Source organism: Roseburia sp. AM51-8 (genome assembly GCF_003478275.1).
GTDB classification, from domain to species: Bacteria; Bacillota; Clostridia; order Lachnospirales; family Lachnospiraceae; genus Pararoseburia; species Pararoseburia lenta.
This window is the reverse complement of record NZ_QUEY01000003.1, coordinates 30,488-50,030: the sequence shown is the minus strand read 5'-3', so window position 1 is coordinate 50,030 and position 19,543 is coordinate 30,488. Positions and strand designations below refer to the sequence as shown.

Sequence of the window (19,543 nt, the reverse complement as noted above, 5' to 3'; positions counted from 1 at the left end):
GGCAGTGACCTATCACAGATACCAAGGAGAGAGAATGTTAGCACTTAAAGTATTAGATGTAAAAAATTGCATGAATGACCTTTTGGCGTCGGAAGCCTTTGATCGTTTCTTGTTGTCAGATGCGACGATCACGACCAGGATGACTTATTCTCTGGACGGACATCTGACCAAGGGCTATCTAACCGAGGAGGAACTTTTGGAGGAAGGACTTTCCGGGGAGCGCTGTGTGCCTTATGGCTATGTGCGCAAATTGTGCTTTGATATGATCAAGGGCAAGCGCAAACCGGCATCTTTTCATTTTACCTTTCTATGTTCGCAAAAACTTTTACGCGAGATCATAGAGGGACAGAGTCTTTCCATCCAGCCGTCCGAGGTAGCCAATCTGACCCTGAATTTACGCTATGTCGGGGAAGAATTACTGGTGACGGCAGGTTGCACCATGCAGGGATTTTCTCTGGATCGAAGCATGGAAGAAGCATGGAAAACATGGGTATTGGCCTTTTTTGGGAGACTTTCGATCGCAGTGGAAAAAGCCGTGTAAGAAAGACCGAAATGCCTTTACTTTTCGGCGCTTGTGTGCTACTCTAATCACATATTGGTTTCCAATATAGATAATTTTTTTGGAGGTACTTGTAATGAGCAAGGGTACAGTAAAGTGGTTCAACAACCAGAAGGGTTACGGATTCATCTCTGACGAAGAAGGCAATGATGTTTTCGTACACTACACAGGCCTTAACATGGAGGGCTTCAAGTCTTTAGAAGAAGGCGCTGCTGTAGAATTTGATGTTACAGATGGTGCTAAGGGACCACAGGCAGTAAACGTAACAGTAGTAGGCTAATCTACGAAGTATTAATCAGACCGTTTTCAATGTACCTTTTTAGTTTATACATCTTGATTTAAATTGAGCAGGAAATTGGGATACAGCATGATTAAGGAAAGGCGGCGTGCATAGCATGTCGCCTTTTGCTTTGCGGCGGCTGAGCAGGATGGGAACATCAGTGGCAGGGGAAACAATCTAGGGCAAGTATGACCGGGGGGCACTCCCTATATATAAAACGTCACACAATTCTGCATCTCTAAAAAGAGGCATTTGTTTTTCAGATTAGAACTGTCTTTGCAAAGTTAGACAATCGGCTGGGATGATGTCCGTCTGTGACAGATATGAATGCAAAGCGACTTAGAGATGCTTAGAACTTGTTACCATCTAGGTGGCGAGGGTACAGGGATGTACCCGAGAGGCGCAACCGCACACGGATGTTCGTTTGCGCCGATCACCACACTCCTCTCCGTCATCAGTCCAAGTTCTTAGCATCTCTTTGCCGCGGCGCCCTTGAATATCTGTCACAGACGGACACATCCAGCCGACTGTCGAAGTTGTGCAAGAGACAGTTCCGTGCAAACAAATTGCCTCTTTAAGAGATGCAAAGAATTATGTTCCAATGTTTTACATATAGGGAGTGCCCCCCGGTCATACTTGCCCTAGATTGTTTCCTATACAAAGAGTGTTGCCCGTCCTGCGTAGATAGGACGTATGACAGTAAGAAAAGGCGATATGCTATATATGGAGGAAGTAGAATGAAGAATGAGATCTTAGTGAAATATTTGAAGGCGGGGATCACGCCGTTTCATCTGGTGCAGCAGTGCGCAGCAGACTTAGAGGCGGCAGGCTTTGCACCGCTTGCCATGGAAGAAGCATGGCATCTGGAAGAAAGCAAAAAGTATTATATCAATCATCATGGCACAACGATCCTGGCATTTACCGTGCCAAAAAAGGATGAGATGCTGGCAAGTCAGGATAATATCGCACTCCGCATTGCTGCGGCACATACGGATTATCCTTGTATGCGGATCAAGACCAGCCCGGATGTCAAGACCAAGAAATATCATAAACTGAATGTGGAAGTCTACGGCGGAGCATTCTGAACACATGGCTGGATCGTCCGCTGGGGATCGCCGGACGCGTGGCACTGCGGTCAGATAAGTGCCTACATCCGCAGATGCGCCTGTACGACAGTAAAAGACCATTGGCAACCATCCCAAACCTTGCCATCCATATGAACCGTGAGATCAATAAGGGCATAGAACTCAACCGCCAGGCCGATATGCTGCCATTGCTTGGCATGGGCGAGGATGAGGATGCCTTTATGACATTTCTGGCAAAAGAACTGCAAGTGCCGGTGGAGGATATTCTGGACTTTGAACTGTCTATCTATGTCTGGGAAGAACCGGCTCAGATCGGTCTGCGAGAGGATATGATCTCATCGCCGCGTATTGATAATATCAGTTCCTGTGCTGCGATCATGGAGGCTATGTGTCAGGCAACTTGTGACAAGCATTTAAATATCGGCATTTGTTACGACCACGAGGAGATCGGCAGCCGGACCAAGCAGGGCGCAGGATCTGCCATTCTCACCGATGTCATCGAAAAGATCTATGAATCTATGGGATGGACGGCTCGGACTGCAAAAGATGCCATTTATCAGGGACTGATGGTCTCTGCGGATGTGGCGCATGCCCTGCATCCAAATCATGTGGAAAAAGCAGACATCACATCACAGCCGATCATGGGAGATGGTTTTGCCATCAAGGAGGCTGCTTCTCAATCTTATGCTACGGACTGCGAAGCCATTGGCATTGTAGAACAGATCGCACGGGCAAATGGGATCGCTTACCAGAAATATACGAATCGATCTGACATTGTGGGCGGCGGTACTTTGGGAGCCATTTCCTCTGCACTTTTACCGATGCGCACGATCGATGTGGGTGTACCTATGCTTGCCATGCATTCCGCAAGAGAATTGATGGGGCAGGCAGATTACGGCAACCTGAAAGATCTGATCGTATCTTTTTATGGAGAAGCCTGAACTTTAACGATTTTTTAACCTTTGGAAATTAGAATGAGAAAAAATACAAAAGGACATAATAGAATATATGCCTGTCTGGGGCTTGTATGCAGTCTTTGCCTTTTACTTCTGACTGCCTGCGGTCCGGTGGATTTTTTACAGGAGACCGTCAATGGGCGGCTGGAAAAGGTCGTTGTGGGCGAGGCAAAAGAGGTTGAGACCATTTCGGCAGACCGCTTTGCCTACCAGCAGTTGTCGGCAGAGGAGCAGACAGTCTACGATCAGATCTTAGATTGCATCCAGCATCATACCGATTGCGTGACGGTATCCACCAAGGATCAGGATGTCTTAGACAAGGCATATCGCTGTGTGATGGCAGATTACGGCGGGCTTTTCTGGACATCCGGTTACCAGTACAACACCTATTCCAGTTTTGATCAGGTGATCGGCATGGAATTTATGCCGACCTATACCTATACCCAGCAGGAGCGGGAGGACTTGCAAGCGCAGATCGATGATGTTGCAGACCTTTGGCTGGCTGGGATCGACAGCGATGCCTCCGATTATGAAAAAGTCAAGTATGTCTATGAAACACTGATCAGTCAGGTGGATTATGATGCCGATAGCCAGAATAATCAGAATATCATCAGCGTATTTATAGGTAAGAAGACGGTTTGTCAGGGCTATGCGGATGCGACGCAATATCTTTTGTGGCAACTGGGCGTGTCGTCTATCGTGGTGACCGGTCTGGCAGGTGGCGATAACCATGCATGGAATCTGGTCAATCTGGACGGAGAATACTATTATATTGATACCACTTGGGGCAACACCCATTTTCTGGGAGAATTGCAGGGTGCCAAGAAGATCGATTACGGCTATCTGGGCGCCAGTACGCAGGATCTGGCGGCGACCCATACGGCGGATATGCCCTTTGACCTGCCTGCCTGTGAATCCGTGACGGACAATTACTTTTATCAGGAAGGTCTGTATTTTGAGACAGCAGATTTGTCTGCTATTGGCAGCCGGATCAGGGAAAAATATCGACGAGGTGCGACAGAAATCTCCCTTCGTATGTCAAATTTGCAGGATTACCTGCAAGTAAAAGACGATCTGATCGGGCAGGATAGAATCTTTACATATCTGGAGGGGCAGCAGGAACTGACCTATTTTGAAAATCAATCGCTCTATATTTTGACTTTTGTCTTGTAAAAGAGTAGGAAAAAGCCACTTTTGCTGGAAAATGCGCAAAAAGTATTTACAAAAGTGGTTTTATATATTATTATGATGTGGTGATGAAAACCACGTGAGAAATAAAACAAAACCACAAACAGGTTGGGAGGCGTTTTTATGTATAAAATAATCATTGATTCTTGTGGAGAATTATCAGAAGAAATGAAAGAGAACGGACATTTTGCCAATGTTCCGCTGACATTACAGGTCGATGATGCAGAGATCGTTGATGATATGACCTTTGATCAGGCAGATTTTTTGAAAAAGGTCGCTGCCAGTGAGGAGAGCCCAAAGTCAGCCTGTCCTTCCCCGGATGCCTATATGCAGGCGATGGATTGTGATGCAGACCATATTTATGTGATCACCCTGTCATCACAGTTGAGCGGATCCTACAACAGTGCCTGTCTGGCAAAGGATCTTTTCTTAGAAGACCATGAGGATAAGAAGATCTGTGTGATCGATTCCAAGTCTGCTTCTGTCGGGGAATCTTTGATCGGACTCTATATTGCATCCTGTGAAGAAGCCGGTATGGATTTTGAGACAGTGGTTGAAAATGTCGGTAATTACATCGAAAACCAGCACACTTTCTTTGTACTGGAGACCTTAGAGACCCTGCGCAAAGCAGGGCGTCTCAGCAATCTGAAGGCAAAACTTGCCAGCACCCTCAACATCAAGCCGATCATGGGATCGACCGAGGAAGGCTCCATTCAACAGTTGGCGCAGGCAAGAGGCATGAATAAGGCATTGGATCGTATGGTCCAGTCCATGATGGAAGTGACACAGAACTGTGAAAATCGTATTCTTGCAATTTCTCATTGTAACTGTAAGGAGCGTGCGCTACAATTAAAAGAAAAAATAGAAAAGGTAGCCTCTTTTAAGAAGATTTTTATTGTTGATACGGCAGGTGTCAGCAGTATGTATGCCAATGATGGAGGCATTATCATGGTGGTATAGCGCACATGCAATACGAAGAAATTATCGAAATCATACAATCAAAAAGAAGATTTGGAAAGGCATATGGAAGAGATGTGACCGCGGAAATGATGGAACGTTTAGAACATCCGGAAACGGGCATGAAAATCATTCATATTGCCGGAACCAATGGAAAAGGATCAACGGCAGCATTTGTAAGTAGTATATTACATGCTGCCGGTTTTGTTGTAGGAAGATTTACATCACCACATCTGATCCGCTTTACAGAACGTATCGTTGTTGACGGAGAAGAAATCAGAAAAGAAGATGTCATACGATTAGGAGAACGTGTGTTAGAACTTCCGATGAGACAGGAAACAACAATGTTTGATTTGTGCCTGGGAATGGCAGTGCTATATTTTAAAGAGAAGAATTGTGACTTCGTTGTTTTAGAAACGGGACTCGGTGGGGCGAAAGATTCGACTGCGGGATTATCAGTTGTTCCTGAGGTTTGTGCGTTTACAAATATTGGATATGATCATACGGCAATTCTTGGAAATACCATAGAAGAAATTGCAGCGGAAAAAGCCGGGATTTTGAAAAAAGGTACCCATGCAGTTCTTGGAATTATGGATGAAAAAGCAGCGGATGTGATAAAAAAACAGGCAGAGATTTTGGATGTCCCCATTACAAATGTGGATAACTTGTTGACAAAAATCTCAACCTACGAAATACCGCTAAACGGCGTATTTCAGAGGGCTAACGCCACATTGGCTGTGGGGGTAGTGGAAACATTATTCAATAACCATTGTGGATATCTCGGGGATAACTTTTTGTCGAAAAAAGAGGAAATCATTCGACAAGGGTTAGCGGAAGCTAAGTGGCCAGGACGAATGGAGGTTTTGTCCGAAAAACCGTATGTTTTGGTAGATGGAGCTCATAATCCACAGGGAGTTGAAGCGTTATTCAACTCACTAAAAAATATGTTTCCGGATGAAAAATTTGTCTTTTTGGTAGGAGTTATGGCAGATAAGGACTACAGAGCCATGATGCGGACCATGTATCCGCTGGCGGACACCTTTTTGTGTGCTACGGTTGATACCAGTCGCAGTTTACAGGCGGACGAGTTGTGTCAGGATCTTTTGGAAGATGGAATGTCTGCTGTGGTAAGTGGAGATCTTTTGGATGGGATCCAAAAGGCGATTGCTTTAGGAGAAGAAAAAGGAGAACGTATTATTATTTTTGGATCTCTTTATTTTATAGGAGAGGTCAAGGCAATGTTTGAAGGCGGAAGCATACATCTGCCGGAGTATGAGTAGAGGAGAAAAGGATGCGAAAAAAAGAATTAGCAAAACTTGTCATAGAAAGATTAAAGGAAGAATACCCGGAGTCCCATTGTACCCTGGATTATGATGATGCGTGGAAACTGCTCGTCAGCGTGCGTCTGGCTGCCCAGTGTACGGATGCCAGAGTCAATGTTGTAGTGCAGGATCTTTTTGCGGCTTATCCGTCGGTAGAGGCGCTGGCGGAGGCGACCCCGGAAGAAATCGAAAAATATGTTCATCCGTGTGGACTGGGCAAAAGTAAGGCGCGGGACATCAGTGCCTGCATGAAGATGCTGCGCGATCAGTATGACTGCCATGTGCCGGATGATTTTGATGCCCTGCTTTCCTTGCCCGGCGTGGGGCGAAAAAGTGCCAACCTCATCATGGGGGATGTCTTTGGCAAGCCGGCGATCGTGACGGATACCCACTGTATCCGACTCGGCAACCGGATCGGACTGGTGGACGGCATCAAGGATCCGAAAAAAGTGGAGATGGAACTTTGGAAGATCGTGCCACCGGAGGAGGGCAGTGAGCTTTGCCATCGTCTTGTCGATCACGGACGTGCCGTGTGTACCGCGCGGACTGCACCTTATTGTGATAAATGCTGTCTGGCGGATATTTGCAAGAAGAGGATATAAATTATGAAAACTGCACATAAGAATTGCGTATCTTTTCTATTCGTTGTAGAATATACACATATAATATGGAGAGTAGGAAAGGGGTACTTTTTATGGAGAATGAAGAAAAACTCAGAAAGCGGAATTTGATCACTTATCCGCTGGGAACGATGGGACGTGATGCGGTTTACGCACTGATTAACAGTTATCTTTTGACCTTTGTCTTGTTTACCCATTCGCTGACGGCAGCGCAGTTGACCGCCATCACCGGTATTATGATCGGAGCGCGTGTCTTTGATGCCTTTAATGATCCGATCATGGGCAATATCATCGAGTGCACCAGAAGTAAATATGGTAAGTTCAAGCCATGGCTTTTGGCAGGCATTTTATCGACCTCGGTGGTTATTTATCTGATGTTTAATGTGCAGTTGCAGGGCTGGAAGTTCGTGGTATTTTTTGGTGTCATGTATTTTGCCTTTAGTATTACCTATACCATGAACGATATTTCTTATTGGGGCATGGTTCCGGCGCTGTCCTCCGATGCAGATGCGAGAAACCAGTTTGCCTCGAGAGCTACGCTTTTTGCCGGTATTGGTGGTACGGCGGCAACGATCCTGATACCGCTTTTTACGACAGGCAAGAATACCATTGGCGGTAACGCTGCTTACGCATACGGTAGGATTGCGCTGGTGATCGGTATCTTAGCACCGCTTTTTCTTTGTATCACCATTTTTGGTACTAAGGAGCACCGCGATACGGCGCAGGAGAATAAGGCAAAAGAGAAGTTCAGTTTCAGGAAACTGGTACATACGATCTTTCGGAACGATCAGTTGATCTGGGTAGCAGTCATCTTTTTGATCCAGCAGATCGGCAATGGATTGATCGTGGGCGGTATCGGTTCAACTTATATTTATTCTATCTATGGATATGAAGGTGGACTTTATTCTTTGTTTACGACCGTCGGTATGTCGGTTACGGCATTTTTGATGATCTTTTATCCGACCATTTCACGTCATATCCATCGTAAGAAACTCATGGGCTATATGGCTGTGATCGCAACCATCGGTTATGTCATGATCTTTGCCTCCGGCTGATGCCGGGCAAGGGCATGGGCAAGTTTGTGGTGCTTATGATCGGCTATATGCTCTGTAATTTCGGACAGTATTGCTACTATCTGATCATGATGATCTCTATTATGAATACGGTCGAGTACAACGAACTCAAATTTGGTTCGCGTGATGAAGGCATCATTACATCCCTGCGTCCTTTTATCACCAAACTGGGTGGAGCCATCATTGTAGCGGTCACATCATCCGCATATATTTTGCTGGGGGTTACCGATTATACCAACCAGATTTCAGAATTAGAGCAGCAGTGCAATCAGAACCTGATCACAGAGGCAAGCAAGTTGTCCCAGATCGACGCAGTGCTTTCTCATGTGACCAATCAGCAGGCTATGGGGCTTTTGATTTTTATGTCCATCGTGCCGGGCATTTTGATGCTACTTTCTTATTTCCTCTATAAGAAGCATTACAAGTTGGATGAGGAAGAATATGACCGTATCTGCAAGGAGTTGGGAAAGACGGAGTAGGATCACCTTCGTATATCCCCCGGCAGCAGACCGTAGCGTTCCTTGAACTTTCGGTAAAAGAAGCCCTGATTATGGTAGCCGACAGCCTCGGCAATGGAGGCAATGGAGCGGTCTGTCGTGTGTAAAAACTGCATGGCTTTGGCAAGCCGGATCTCCTGTATGTAGGCAGAGAGGGTAATATCTTCTGCCCCGCGAAAAAGACGGTTCAGATAGTCCGGGCTATAGTGAAAGGCATTGGCAACGGCAGATACTGACACAGTGGCAAGATGGGTATTGATGTACTGCTTGATATCAGAAAGCAGGGCATTGTGCCATGCCTTGGTATCTTCGGTCATGACCTGCATACGAAATTCCTGTGTTAAAAGGTCAATGATGCGCTCGACATAGCCGATGATGATATGTTTTTTGCCGGGGCGGCAGGCGATCAGTTCTTCCAATATGGTATAAAAAGCATGATAGGTCAGAGGTGTCTGATCAAAAGGAGAGAAGCGGATATAGAGATATTCGCTTCTTTTTTGGTTGAGAAGTTTTCGGAGTGCCTGCATATAGTCGGTGCGGCGGTCGGCGCCAATATATTGATCAAAGAAAGAATCGTCCACATCCAGACACAGGATGGTGCAGTCTCTGGCGAGAAGATATTCTCCGTGCATGACACCGGCAGAGATCAAAAGCATTTCTCCCTGTGAAAGGCTGACATCCTGATCTTCGATATGGATGCGCAAAGACCCCTCGACAATGTAGATGAGTTCAATATGTGTATGTGCATGGAGGTCACAGCGCATACCGTTTTCAAAAGGAATCAAAAAAGTGTAAGCGTCCGGTGCAGAGATCGTGGCATAGAAAAACTCCTGCTTAGACCGGGGACTGGTGTGCCAGCCGGTCAAGGTGACCAGGTCGTAGGTCAGGCGGCGCGGAGAATTTTGGAAATGGTAAGTCGTATCTAAAAATGCCTGATGCTCGGCGTAAGAATTGACGACAGGCTGATCTACCGTGCTTTTTTCAACTATTTTTGAGAGTAATTCTGTAATATTCATGGGGAAAGTATAACATGCCGGAGAAAAAAAGAAAATACCATGTCGGATTTGGTAAGTGAAAAGCGACAGAGTGTGCGTCATTGGAAATTACAATCGATGGAAAATGAGGTTAGGATAGGAGTCATCATAAACAAAGTAAAATAGAAAGGATAGATAGGATTATGACAAGTAAAAGAACCGTATTTACCGTAGATGGAAAACCTTTTATCGCAATCGCCGGAGAGTCACACAACTCCAGTTCATCCGATGCCGCCTATATGCAGGGCGTATGGGATAAGGCAGAAGAGGAAGGCTTAAATACCTTACTGCTCCCTGTGACATGGGAACTGACAGAACCGGTGGAAGGACAATTTGATTTCACATTAGTTGATACACTTATCAACCAGGCGAGAGAAAGAAAAATGCATCTGATCTTCCTTTGGTTTGGTACATGGAAGAATGCCCAGTGTATGTATGCGCCGGAATGGGTGAAAAAGGATATGGTGCGATTCCCGAGAGCCAGATGGAAAAGGGTAAGAATAAGACCAGACTGATGGCATTTTATGGCATGGAATATACGACGCTTTCCGCTTTTGGTGAGGAGACAGTGAAGGCTGATGCGAATGCTTTTGCTCATCTTATGGCACATATCAAGGAAGTCGATGAAAACGTGGGTACCGTGATCGGTGTGCAGGTAGAAAACGAGACCGGTATGCAAGGATCTGACCGGGAACATTCCGATTTTGCTGATGCGAAATATGCAGAGGATGTTCCGGCAGAATTTGTTTCTTATATGAAGGCTCATACAGACAGCATGGAGGCCGGTGTCAGGGAAGCCGTGGAAAATGGCGCTCATGCCGGAAACTGGGAGCAGGTCTTTGGAGCATGTGCTGGAGAGATCTTTACTGCATACTATGTGGCATCTTATGTGGAGAAAGTGGCTGCCGCAGGCAAGGCAGTATATGACCTGCCGTTTTCTGCAAACTGCTGGCTGGATAAGGCGAAGAAGCCGGAAAATATCCGACCGGTGGACCGGTAGCCAAGGTCATGGAGGTATGGCGCTACGCAGCACCGTCGATCGATGTGATCTCTCCGGATATCTATGTGCCATACTTTACCGAGATCTGTGATACCTACACCAAGATGGACAATCCGCTCTTTATCCCGGAGACAGCGACACATTCACATTGCGCACCGCGTCTGATCTATACGATCGGCCATTATCACGCAACCTGTTTTGCGCCGTTTGGCTTTGAGGATATGGGGCAGCCTTTCAATGATATTTCTGCCTATCTGTTTGGGGTGGACGTATCCGATCCGCTCTTACAGACGCCACAGAATGTCGAGGACTATCGTTGGTGTGCATCAACCTTAAATGACATGATGCCGCTTCTGACAGGGGCTTATGGCACAAACAATTTGCAGGCAGTGATCTCCGAAAAAATGGATATGACGCCGAGCGATCCGTCTAAGGGCTTTGCCGGAATGATGGCAAATAGTGATCCGGAAAATGACACCATGATGTTTGGCGGCTTTGGCTTCAAGGTCATGATGAACATACCGCTTGTGACAAGAAAAGACGGTGTGTGCTTGATATTGAAGGCAGAGGAAGATACCTATTATATCCTGGCGAATGGCTGCATGATCACGCCATTTTCTGCAAACCCGGAAAAACCAAACTATGACATCATCGCACTGGAAGAAGGCAAATTTGTAGATGGACAGTGGAAAGCCGGTCGTCGTTTGAATGGCGATGAGGCATCCCGTTTCTGCTACAATGACTATACTCTGGTGAAATTGAAGGTATTTGCTTATAAATAAAATATGAAAAACAGAGGATTTCAGTTGATCCGTTGCATTTTTTTTCGATACTGCAATGGGGTCAACTGAAATTTTTTCTTAAAGGCATTTTGAAAATAACTTTGACTGGAGTAGCAGAGATAATTGCTGATCTCCGTCAAAGACATGTTGGTATACATTAAAAGGCTCTTGGCTTCTTCCAATTTACAACGTGAAATGTAGGCACCCGGAGAAATACCCAGTTCTTTACGGAAACAATTTGTAACATAGGAAGTGCTGCGTTCGATATTATCTGCAACATCTGTTACGGTGATCGGTTCGTTTGTATGGCTGCGAATAAAATTCATGCTATTGAATACATCACTGGATACCCCAAGTGGGATGTGGCTCTTGCCGGAAAGTTGGCAGAATTTAACCAGCATATTGTAGCGTAGAGTCTCAATCTCGTGGATAGATTGGAGTTTTTCACATTCCTGCACATATTGTCCCATCAATTCAAATGCAACTTCTGTTGAAACACCGCCGGGAATGGCTCCGATCATAACGATATTGGTGATGGTGCTAATGAACATATTTTTTGCCTGGCGCAGCGCCGATGTTGCCATAGGCTTTGCCAGAATACTCAATGGAATCTGATTTAAATAACTTTCTAATTCCTCCTCATTTCCCATTTTAATAATTTCATAAAGTCGCAGTTCGTTGGAATAGGTATTGAAATATTCTTTGGCTTCGTCTCCGATATTGGATCTGGTATTGGTCGCCATGTCATCTGCTGACGGGGTATAATCCGGAAAAAAGTGTGATAATTCACAGGTTTCATTATTGATTGCCTGATGAAGAAAAATTAAGTGCTTGGCTAATTGTAATTGGTTCATACGCGGGATAGAGCATAAAAAATCCTGGATCTTATCTCTTTCAGAGAATGGGATTTTATTTTCACGAAGGTAGGCATTTAGGATCTCAGGTGTGATCTCAGTCTCGAACACGGGACCAATCACGATGTGTATGGAAGTGTCTTGGACGCGGACAATGCCATACTCGATCGAAGGATCATAGTGACTAAAACAGGGGAAGTTTGGAAGATCATCCGGGACATAATAGTCATTATATTGAGGAATATTGGTTACTGTCCGTACGGAAGAATAAAGTATGTTCACATTGTCTAAAAGATTGACAGGAATACTTGTGGCAGAAAAATAACTTTTACAAAAATTAAGATAATCCATAAAATATATCCTCCGATCATGATTTTAAAGTCAGTTTAAATGAAAAAAAAAGAAAAATCAATAATGAAAATCATAATAACAAAATGAAAAGCGCAATATTGAATAAAAATCCTATGATATTCTTGTATCATCAAAAAGATGACAAGCGCGCGAAAATGGAATCTACAATTTTAGGAGGTTTTTATGAAGAAAATAACTTGGAAGAGAATGCTATCGGTAGCACTTGCTGCAACCATGGTAGCAGGGGTTTTTACCGGATGTGGTAAATCGAGTAGCAAATCGAATGATCCGGATCATTTCTCAATGTGGATCTTTCAGACAGATGGCGCGGGCAAGTATTATACGGATTACAACGATTCCGCAGCAGTACAGTACATAGAGGCGCAGACATGGGATACGGAAAATGGTGGTATTGGCGATGGTGAGAGCCTGGATTTTGATTTTCAGGTGCCGGTTGCCGGATCAGAATCAGATAACTTTAATACACTGCTCTCCACAGGTGATTATCCTGATCTTTTGGATCTTACGGTTTCATCTGAAAATGCAGAAGCTTGGCAGATGACGGAATCCTTATGGATATCACAGAATATGTAGAAAAATATATGCCAAATTATGTTGCATATCTGGAGCAGAACCCGGAACTCAAGATGCTTTGCACATCAACAGATGATGAAGGCAAGACACATTATTATCAGATCTGTATGTTGGGCGATTCCGTTAGAGATCCTTGGCAGGGCTATATGTATCGTCGTGACTGGATCGTAAAGTATGCTACACCGACCGATTATGTATGGGATTGGGATAGCGATACAGTAAAGAAAAATGGTCATCCGGAAGTAACACCTCTTTCTGAGGCAAAGAAACAGAACAATCTGACCGGATGGAAGAAAAATGAAGTGACTTCCTTTAGCGCAAGCGATGGAGATGATCCGGACAATACCTATGAAGATAATGTTATCTTCCCAAGTGGTACATCAGATCCTCTGACCATCAGCGACTGGGAGTGGATGTTTGAAGCATTTGACAAGGCAATCGCAGAAAGAGGCTGGGATGATGCTTATGACATTTCTATTTCTTATATGGGAAATAGTACCTTAGGCGATCTGGTTTCTTCTTTTGGTGGTGGTAACGGCTACTATTACATCAATGATGGAACGGTAGAGTATGACGGAACTTCTGAAAACTTTAAGACATACACAGAATGTATGCAGAATTGGTACGATCAGGGATGGTTGGATAAGCAGTTCTATACCAGAACAGATATCTTCTATATGATCAATACCACAGGCGTTAGTCAGGGTAAGGTAGGTCTTTGGTCTGCTTACACAGGAACCGCTTTAGGTTCTGTGATCCGTGATACCTGCATGGATGAGTCAGATAAGGAAGATGCCTATGCAATGGCTGCACCACTTCCAATCAATGATACTTACGGTAGCGATGCACAGAAATTTAAAGATCCTGACTGCATGTATCATGACAGCAGAAAGGCAGCAGCACTTGGTGTTACCAACAAATGTGAGGATAAGGATTTAGCAACACTGTTTACCTTCTTTGATTGGACTTACACAATGGAAGGCGCTTTGCTTACAAACCTGGGACTGACAGAAGAGCAGATCAGCGAAACCAAGTTGGATCCAAACTTATATGAAGAATATGGATACAAGGGCAGTTATGAATTGACAACAGGGGATGATGGAAAGCCGCTTTATACCCAACTGATCCCACTTGACGATGCTGTAGGTGGTGCTGTGACTGCAACCAGAATGTGTGTAGGATTGCAGCTGAATGGTAATACAGATGACTATACCATAGAGCAAGACGAATCCGCAGTGTTAAAGCATGCATATGAATTATGGACCAAGTATGAAGATACCGGAAGTGCATCTGATTATGCATCCTTATTAAATTCGGATGATTCACAGACATGGAGTACAATGCAGACTACAGTTAGAGATTATATGAGCCAGAATCTGCCGCAGGTAATCCGTGGAGAAAAGACATGGGATGAATATGTAGCAGGTATGGAAGCAAATGATCCATCCAGCGTTTGCGAACTCTTGCAGAAACAGATTGACAAAGCAAAATAAAAAGATATTGCCTTATAGGATATTTAAGACCGTCATACCGGTATGGCGGTCTTTTTATACCAAAATTTCAGGAAAAAGGAGAAAAACATGAAGCAGCATATCAAACTTTCTAAGACACAAGTCAACAAGGGAGTCTTGGATTTTTCACATTTACTGGATGCGCCTGCGGGCAAACATGGATTTTTGCAGATAAAAGATGACCATTTCTATTTTGAAGATGGTACACGAGCACGTTTTTTGGGGTTTAACATTGCAGCGAGATCCAACACACCGAGTCACGAACTGGCAGAAAAATTGGCAGACCACTTTGCAAGCATGGGAGTAAATATCATCCGCATGCATGCAGCAGATGCACCGATCGGTCAGGAGGAGTGCACCTGGAGCAGTTGTAAAGAGGCACCTCTCCTAAAATATAGTGAGGGGTCCAGCATAGAGTTTAACCCGGAAGGTCTGGATCGTTTTGATTATCTGGCAGCTAAATTAAAGGAAAAAGGCATTTATCTGCATTTTGATCTTCTGATTGCCCGCCAATTTCTAGCTGGAGACGGACTGGAATATCCGGGAGATATGGTTCCTTGTATCAAGTGTTTTCCTATGTTTAACCAGCGTCTGATCGATCTGCAAAGAGACTATGCAAAGAAGTTTCTTTGCCACGTCAATCCTTATACAGGGCTTGCCTATAAGGATGATCCGGCGGTAGCTGTCGTGCAGATGAATAATGAGGATTCGGCGATCAAAGGTATTGATGAAGTAGACCAGAATCCACAGTTATTGCCTTATATGGAAGAGGTACAAAGGCGCTTTAATTATTTCCTATTGATGAAGTATGACAACCGGGAAAAACTGGCAAGAGCATGGACCAGTGATGGAGTATGTGCCTGCGCGAGGATGAGGATCCGGCAAAGAATACGGTTAAGATGGTGCGGGGATCTTTTTACCAGCCAACCAACAATGCATGGGATGACTGGGCAGGCGATGTCAGCCCGGCGCGTTATGCAGATTATATGGAATTTGGACTTTGGTCCAATCGACGTTTTTACCGGGAATATAAAAATTATCTGCTCTCTCTGGGAGTCAAAGTACCGATTGCTGCCAGCAATCTGATCGCGGGTGCCGCGGATGTCTATGGACATATTGACGGTGATTTCATGGAGAATAATACGTATTTTAATCACCCGATCCTGCCGGTCTATGGAAGGACATTTATGACGGGGCGGCCCTCGGAAAGTGTATCAGTGAATCCGCTCACGGTACAAAAATATATTGGACAGATGGCAACAACGCTTTTATCACTGGGATCTGTGTCCTGTGTCGAAGGGAAACCATTTATGATTACGGAATGGAATGATTATGGATTACATCCGTTCCGGTCGACTTCTTTTGTGCAGATGATCGCCTACGCTTGTTTGAATGATTGGGATGGTCTGATCCTCTATAATCATCATACATCGGACAAGGACAACCAACCGGATGATGAGATCCATGATGTCTTTGATTGCTATAATGACCCGGCAGTTATGTGCCAGTGGGGGTTCATGGCAAATGTGTTTTTGAAGGGATTGGTAGCCAAAAGCAATGTCAAAGTAGAGCAGGTCTTTTCCATGGAGGATTTGGAGACATTGCCAAATTGGTACGCCATGGTCAATCTGATCGCACCATATATTACCGGTCTGCGTGCGGCATTTGTGGAAAATGGGCATAAATATCGGGGAGATGCGGATCTTGCGATCAATGCGGGCTACTTTAATACTGCAGATTTATCTGAAGCAAAGCATGCTGTGCAGTTTGCATGGTCAAAGGATAGGGATGCTTTTCGAAGATTCCCGGATGACCAGCGACTTCCTAAGGCTAGTAAAGGCTGCATGGAAGAGGATGCCAAGATTTATCTGGACGAAAAAAATCTTGTCATTAGAGATATCCGTCAGATGGCAGGTATGGGAGATTATACAGAGTTTGCAGAGAAACTGGATCAGGCAATGAAGTGTTGGAAACTAATCCCGGAGGATACAGGTCTGGTGGATGGAAAATTGATTTCGGCAACAGGAGAGATCTGTTTCGATCCGGCACATGCAAGATTTGAGGTACATACACCGTATGCCGCATACTTTAGTGGTGCGCCAGAAGAAAACGTTGTGCTGGATGATCGTATTCTGGTCAAGGCATGCAATGACCGAATCTCACTCTCCGTCATGCCGCTATATCAAGAGGAAAGGGACAAAATGAAGCTGGCAGATGCCAATGAATTTGTGATTTCTGCGTTTGGACGATGTGGCAATGATGATAACGTGATCTCAGACGGACCGGAGTATGCACCGGGTATCACGATGACTTGTATCACAATGAACGGAAAGTTATATGCGGAGACCTTAGAGGGAAGCATGATCATAAAGGCACAGAATAAGGCAGTCCTGGAGTTTTTAGATACTGAGGGCAATGTGATCTCTTCTGTGGAGAAAGCTGCGAAAAATGGTCAGGTTGTCTTTGACCTGCCGGGAAATGTAGCCAGTGTATTTTATCATCTGTGGATGGATTAGAAAGAGGTAATATATGGAAGATAAATTATATGAATTTTCGGAAGATGAAAAAGCCTGCGTGATCTATCAGCCCAAACTGCCACGCTATTGGTTTAATTATCTTTGGAGTGAGAAAGGCTACTGTGCGCAGATTTCCCAGAATGGGCATGGACGAAGTTATTACCTGAATGAGAAAGCGGATATGTGTATGCTGAATAATAATGATGCACGCTATGTTTATATCCGTGATGATGAGTCTATGCAGAGTTGGAATATAGGTGCGGCACCGCTCAATGAAGAAGTGGAAAATTTCAAATGCACGCATCATCTGGGATATACAGAGTTGTCTTCTCAGGTGGATCAGATCACATCTTTCTGGTGCCTGTATGTGCCGAAGGATGCTTATCACGAGGTTTGGCGGATACGCATAAAAAATGAGAGCCAGCGGACAAGAAAATTGAGTGTTTTTGAGGCAACCAGTTTTGAACTGGAAGGCTTTTCCTATCCCAGATATTATGAAAATTATCGATGCATGGAAACACATTTTGATAGGGATCTGAATGGGATTTACTGTTCTTCCGATCATCCTTTTGCTCCGCATAAGCGGTATAACGCATTCCTTGCCTCGTCGGAATCGATCTTTGCTTTTGACGGAGATCTTTCAAAGTTTTGCGGCGGCGTAGGAACGATCACTAAGTTAGATGCGTCGGCATATGCACTCTTTCAACGTCCAGACATTGTTGTGAAGGGACTGGATTGCAGTAATTCCGAGGCGGCCTTATTTGTCCTAGGGGCAGTCCTGCAACATAAGATCGTCCTTGCGCCGGGTGAAAGTAAAGAAATTTATATGGTCATGGGAGTGAGCGAATCCGTAGAAGAAGCCATTTCTGTGGGCAGACAGTATAAAGAGAAAAAGGCTGTGGAGGACAGTCTGCAAAAGGCGATCGCCTATAATGTGGATAAGTACAGTTCCCTTATACTGGAAACCCCGGATGCAAAAGTGAACCATATCATGAAAGAGTGGATCAAAAAGCAGGTGGATTGCTGCATTGTCGGTAAGAAAGGAGTTCGAGACAATTTGCAGATTGCGGTAGGACTTTTGAATTACCGGCAGGAAAAGGCAAAAGAAGAGATCTTAGAATGTTTACGCCATCAGTTTCAGAATGGTCATGCTGTCTTGACATGGTATCCATATGATGATACCCGCTATTCGGATCAGCCGTTCTGGATCATATGGGCAGTGTGCGAACTGCTCAAGGAAACGGGGGATCTTTCTCTCCTGGAACAAAAGATCTCTTGGCAGGATGGCGGTCAGGCAACGGTCATGGAGCATCTGCGCGCAGCGGTATCCTGTCTGATCCGTGATAAAGGAAAGCACGGTCTGGTCAAGATCTATTTTGCAGATTGGAACGATGCCTTAAATATCACGACCGATCCGGAGGCAGAAAGCGTGATGCTGTCGGAACAGTTCTGTATGGCACTGCTGGAGATGGAAGCCTTGATGCATTATATCGGCAATGAGGAATATGCCGTCTTTTTGCGACAGGAATATGAAAAATTGGCACAGGCGATCAACACCTATGCGTGGGATGGCAAATGGTATATGCGTGCCCTCAGTCAGGTGGAAAATATTGGTTCAAAGGATAGCGATGGGAGCAAGATTTATCTCAACGCGCAGACATGGGCGGTGCTGGCAGAGATTGTACCGCCGGAGCGTATGGCAGATGTGGTTGCTTCCGTGGATGGCATGGAAGGAGATTTTGGCTTTCCACTGAATATGCCAGCCTATGAAAAATATTCACCAAATGTAGGGCGTATGTCCGGTATGCTTCCGGGCTTGTTTGAAAATGGCGGTGTATATTGCCATGCGACCAGTTTTAAGATCTTTATGGATTGTAAATTGGGACGCGCCAATAAGGCAATCCGTACTTTGAAAAAGATCATGCCGGATAGTGAGCAAAACCCATCCAGCAATTCCGGGGCAGAACCATATGTGTTTACAAATTGCTACGCTACGCACCCGGGATATTATGGAAAATCCTACTGGTCATGGACGACAGGTACATCGGCATGGGCTTTGCGCAGCATTTATGAAGGAATCATGGGTTTACAGAGAACTTACGAAGGTTTAAGGATCGCACCGTGTTTTCCGTCAGATTGGAATGAGGCGACGGTAGTGCGGCATTTCCGCGATGCAGATTATCGGATCTGCATCCATAATCCTATGCATCTGGAGCAGGGAGTAGCACATATTCTTATGGATGGCCAGGAGATTACAGGCAATATCCTTCCGGATATGCAGGACAACAAGGTGCATGATGTACAGGTTACCCTGTGCGGAAAATGATATTTACAATCAAAAAATGAAAAACATAATACATAGAA

Annotated in this window: 17 protein-coding genes and 1 pseudogene; 16 read left to right on the top strand and 2 right to left on the bottom strand. The window is 44.9% G+C overall.

What is annotated here, in order from left to right; translation table 11 throughout:
- Positions 1 to 34 precede the first annotated feature (34 nt).
- The 9 genes and pseudogenes from DW996_RS07180 (at position 35) to DW996_RS13605 (ending at position 8,519) form a co-directional block, all read left to right on the top strand.
- Positions 35 to 541: a DUF5721 family protein gene (locus DW996_RS07180; protein WP_118535284.1), complete on the top strand. Its 507-nt coding sequence runs from the start codon at positions 35 to 37 to the stop codon at positions 539 to 541.
- Between the two features lie 94 nt (positions 542 to 635).
- Entirely contained in the window at positions 636 to 839 is a 204-nt protein-coding gene (locus tag DW996_RS07175; RefSeq protein WP_118281749.1) for a cold-shock protein, read from the top strand.
- A 581-nt stretch (positions 840 to 1,420) separates the two neighbouring features.
- Positions 1,421 to 2,865: pseudogene (locus DW996_RS07170) on the top strand (M18 family aminopeptidase).
- 33 nt (positions 2,866 to 2,898) lie between these two features.
- Positions 2,899 to 4,053 carry a transglutaminase domain-containing protein gene (locus DW996_RS07165; RefSeq protein ID WP_118535283.1) on the top strand — a complete coding sequence of 385 codons (1,155 nt, stop codon included), beginning with the start codon at positions 2,899 to 2,901 and terminating at the stop codon, positions 4,051 to 4,053.
- A gap of 138 nt (positions 4,054 to 4,191) precedes the next feature.
- Entirely contained in the window at positions 4,192 to 5,028 is an 837-nt protein-coding gene (locus DW996_RS07160) for a DegV family protein (protein ID WP_118535282.1), read from the top strand.
- Between the two features lie 5 nt (positions 5,029 to 5,033).
- Positions 5,034 to 6,305, top strand: a complete 1,272-nt coding sequence (locus tag DW996_RS07155) for a bifunctional folylpolyglutamate synthase/dihydrofolate synthase (protein ID WP_118535281.1) — start codon at positions 5,034 to 5,036, stop codon at positions 6,303 to 6,305.
- Positions 6,306 to 6,316: 11 nt separating this feature from the next.
- Positions 6,317 to 6,949, top strand: a complete 633-nt coding sequence (locus tag DW996_RS07150) for an endonuclease III domain-containing protein (RefSeq protein WP_118535280.1) — start codon at positions 6,317 to 6,319, stop codon at positions 6,947 to 6,949.
- Between the two features lie 92 nt (positions 6,950 to 7,041).
- A complete protein-coding gene (locus tag DW996_RS13610) occupies positions 7,042 to 8,022 on the top strand; it encodes an MFS transporter (protein WP_158575257.1) in 981 nt (326 codons plus the stop codon).
- A gap of 14 nt (positions 8,023 to 8,036) precedes the next feature.
- A complete protein-coding gene (locus DW996_RS13605; RefSeq protein ID WP_158575255.1) occupies positions 8,037 to 8,519 on the top strand; it encodes an MFS transporter in 483 nt (160 codons plus the stop codon).
- Between the two features lie 2 nt (positions 8,520 to 8,521).
- Here DW996_RS13605 and DW996_RS07135 read toward each other — a convergent pair whose 3' ends face one another.
- Entirely contained in the window at positions 8,522 to 9,553 is a 1,032-nt protein-coding gene (locus DW996_RS07135) for an AraC family transcriptional regulator (protein ID WP_158575253.1), read from the bottom strand.
- Between the two features lie 161 nt (positions 9,554 to 9,714).
- Here DW996_RS07135 and DW996_RS13320 point away from each other — a divergent pair, with 161 nt between their 5' ends.
- Genes DW996_RS13320 through DW996_RS13310 form a run of 3 tightly spaced genes read left to right on the top strand, consistent with a single transcriptional unit; the run spans position 9,715 to position 11,353 of the window.
- Positions 9,715 to 10,086 (top strand): beta-galactosidase, encoded by a 372-nt coding sequence (locus DW996_RS13320; RefSeq protein WP_243098705.1) that lies wholly within the window; start codon positions 9,715 to 9,717, stop codon positions 10,084 to 10,086.
- On the top strand, positions 10,056 to 10,571 hold the full coding sequence (locus DW996_RS13315; RefSeq protein ID WP_243098704.1) for a hypothetical protein: 516 nt from the start codon (positions 10,056 to 10,058) through the stop codon (positions 10,569 to 10,571). Before DW996_RS13320 ends, DW996_RS13315 begins: the two co-directional genes overlap by 31 nt.
- Positions 10,572 to 10,579: 8 nt before the next feature.
- Positions 10,580 to 11,353, top strand: coding sequence for a DUF5597 domain-containing protein (locus tag DW996_RS13310; RefSeq protein WP_243098703.1), 774 nt, complete (start codon positions 10,580 to 10,582; stop codon positions 11,351 to 11,353).
- 20 nt (positions 11,354 to 11,373) lie between these two features.
- Here DW996_RS13310 and DW996_RS07125 read toward each other — a convergent pair whose 3' ends face one another.
- Positions 11,374 to 12,558 carry a helix-turn-helix domain-containing protein gene (locus DW996_RS07125; RefSeq protein WP_118535276.1) on the bottom strand — a complete coding sequence of 395 codons (1,185 nt, stop codon included), beginning with the start codon at positions 12,556 to 12,558 and terminating at the stop codon, positions 11,374 to 11,376.
- Between the two features lie 183 nt (positions 12,559 to 12,741).
- Here DW996_RS07125 and DW996_RS07120 point away from each other — a divergent pair, with 183 nt between their 5' ends.
- From DW996_RS07120 to DW996_RS07100, 4 genes are all read left to right on the top strand, one after another.
- Complete coding sequence (locus tag DW996_RS07120) at positions 12,742 to 13,152, top strand: hypothetical protein (RefSeq protein WP_147403542.1); 411 nt, start codon at positions 12,742 to 12,744, stop codon at positions 13,150 to 13,152.
- Positions 13,131 to 14,645: a hypothetical protein gene (locus DW996_RS07115; RefSeq protein WP_118535274.1), complete on the top strand. Its 1,515-nt coding sequence runs from the start codon at positions 13,131 to 13,133 to the stop codon at positions 14,643 to 14,645. Before DW996_RS07120 ends, DW996_RS07115 begins: the two co-directional genes overlap by 22 nt.
- An 872-nt stretch (positions 14,646 to 15,517) precedes the next feature.
- Positions 15,518 to 17,179 (top strand): hypothetical protein, encoded by a 1,662-nt coding sequence (locus DW996_RS07105; RefSeq protein ID WP_158575251.1) that lies wholly within the window; start codon positions 15,518 to 15,520, stop codon positions 17,177 to 17,179.
- A 13-nt stretch (positions 17,180 to 17,192) separates the two neighbouring features.
- Entirely contained in the window at positions 17,193 to 19,505 is a 2,313-nt protein-coding gene (locus tag DW996_RS07100; RefSeq protein WP_118535271.1) for a GH36-type glycosyl hydrolase domain-containing protein, read from the top strand.
- Positions 19,506 to 19,543 lie beyond the last annotated feature (38 nt).